The organism is Bradyrhizobium sp. F1.13.3 (assembly GCF_040548265.1).
Lineage (GTDB): Bacteria > Pseudomonadota > Alphaproteobacteria > Rhizobiales > Xanthobacteraceae > Bradyrhizobium.
This window is the reverse complement of sequence record NZ_JBEPRI010000063.1, coordinates 1-2,192: the sequence shown is the minus strand read 5'-3', so window position 1 is coordinate 2,192 and position 2,192 is coordinate 1. Positions and strand designations below refer to the sequence as shown.

The 2,192-nt window shown below is 60.8% G+C and carries 1 protein-coding gene and 1 pseudogene; both read left to right on the top strand.

All coding sequences use genetic code 11. From position 1 onward, the window contains the following. The first annotated feature begins 281 nt into the window (after positions 1-281). The gene (locus tag ABIB66_RS43435; RefSeq protein WP_354260100.1) at positions 282-470 is read left to right on the top strand and encodes a hypothetical protein; all 189 of its coding nucleotides are present in this window, start codon (positions 282-284) and stop codon (positions 468-470) included. 835 nt (positions 471-1,305) lie between these two features. Next, positions 1,306-2,097, top strand: a pseudogene (locus tag ABIB66_RS43430) (IS701 family transposase); the annotation flags it as partial. Between the last annotated feature and the right edge of the window lie 95 nt (positions 2,098-2,192).

The following is a 2,192-nucleotide window of genomic DNA, read 5'->3' as shown; positions in this document are numbered from 1 at the left end:
GCTGTCCGACGAAGAAATCGTGCAGTTGGCGAGGGAGGGCATCATTGGGACAAAAATGCTCTCCGAAGAAGAACTCGCAAGAACAAAGGAGATGTTGTGAGCCGGCCGTCGGTGTGCGACTGTGAATCTTGCGTTGCGCTTGGTTGACTACCAAATCAACTCCAGCGGAAGTCAGCGCGCGCAGTAAATTCGAGTCGCTCTGCCAAAAATGGAGGCAGTCAGCGACGGAGTCTCCAATGGCGACCCAGCAACTTGCCCCCTGATGTTTAGCAATGATGAGCATGCGGGACTGTACGTCGCCGGCGGTGCGGCGGAAGACGGCGCAGGCGCTCGCTCTGGGAACCCGGATCGTGCTGACCTGTGCGGAAGGTGGTCAGAACACGGAAGTAACGGCCAAGCTGTGGCTGGACCAGCAGACCGGCAGCGCGTGGCCACTGTACGACGAGCCGCGCTCCGGCGTGGACGATTGACGATGCCCGAATCAAAGCCGTGATTGTGAGGACGTTCGAGAGTCGCCCTGAGAACGCCACTCAATTGAGCTCCCGCGACATGGCGAAGACCAGCGGCCTATCGATGTCGGCGATACAACGCATCTGGCGGGCCTTCAGGCTCCAGCCGCACCGGGCGGAGCCGTTCAAGCTCTCGACGGGTCCTGACTTCGTGGCCAAAGTGCGCAATGTCGTGGCCTCAACATCTCACCGCCGGAGCACGTCATCGCTCTGTTTGTGGATGAGAAGTCCCAAATCCAAGCCCTGGACCGCAGCCAGCCGATGCTGCCGATGCGTTCCGACCAGGCGGCCCGAGGAGCCATCACTACACGAGGCACGGCACCACATCGCTGTTCGCCGCCCTCGATATTGCGAGCGGACGGGTCGCTGGTAAGTGCTACGCGCGCCACTGCACCGCCAAGCTGCGTGAGTTTCTTGACGAGATCGAGGCTGCCGTACCGCGCCAACTCGCCGTCCATCGTCATGGACAATTACGTCACGCACTAACCCCCAATGATCCGGAGATGGCTGGCCAAAAGACCGCCTTGGCACGTCTTCACCGACAAGAAGATCAGGCGCGGCGTCTATCGTAGTGTGTAGCCGCCCTCACTGCGGACATCGCCCCGTTTATCGAACGACACAACGCCGATCCAAAACCGTTCCGATGCACCAAATCCGCCGATGACATCCTAGCCTCCATCGAGCGCTTCTGTCGGTACAATCTACCGGCAAAGCACGACGCGATGTTGCGAACTTCTGGTTCATGACACTAGCATTACAGTTGTATGTTCTTAGGAGTCTGAATCCATGGGTGACCATGATTCGGGATTTGATGATTGGTGGTGCGTCGGTTGAAGATACGCCGACGCTGTGGGCTTCGTCGTTGCGAGATGTCAAGCAACGCATCCGTCGGCTGTTTACGCAGGAGCGGGTCGCGGCCGCGGCGGGGCAGTTTCTCGACGGACTGTTGGGCAACGAGCCGCGCAGGAGGGGTTGGATGCGGGCGGAAGCGTCGGCGGCCTCGGCCGTAGCGCCAGCAAGCGATCATGGCCGCGGGCAGTGGGACGCCGATGCGCTGCGCGACATTGTCCGTGAGTACGCGCTGGAGTCGCCGGCCGATGAGGACGCGGTTCGGGTCATCGATGAGACCGCTGTTGAAACAAGGCAAGGCCTTGTGGGAGCTCGCCAGTACACTGGCTCGGCGGGTAACATCACCAATTGCCAGATCGGAGTGTTCCCCGCCTACGTGTCGCGGCATGGCTATGCCTTCATCGATCGGGCACTCTACCTGCCAAAGGAATGGACGGACGAACCCGCTCGCCTGAAGACAGTGCATGTCTCCCGAGCGATGTGAGTTTTGCGACGATGCCCAAGGTCGCGCATCACATGATCGCTCGTGCGATCGCCGCAAACGTGCCGTTATCGTTCTTGGCGGCGGACAGCGTGCATCGCACCGGAAAAATCGAAATCCTGCTGCGCAAGGCGGGCAAGGGCTATGTCCTGGGGGTTGCTTCCGATTATGTGTTCCGTTCTTGGGCCAAGCAGCGGCCTGTCGCCGGTACCGGCTCCGCAATCGCGCAGAGCCTTCCCCAAGGCCTGGCACCGCCTGTTGTTGCGCGGCGATCAGGATGGAAGAGCGCGTCAATCAAGGTGAGAGGGTTTCGCCGGGCTCGTGACGAAGGGAGGGCGTAGCCCGACCGGAGT

What these genes read in the sequence shown, in the direction of transcription:
- ABIB66_RS43435 (WP_354260100.1), top strand. Translation starts at nt 282, where the DNA reads ATGCGGGACTGTACGTCGCCGGCGGTGCGGCGGAAGACGGCGCAGGCG.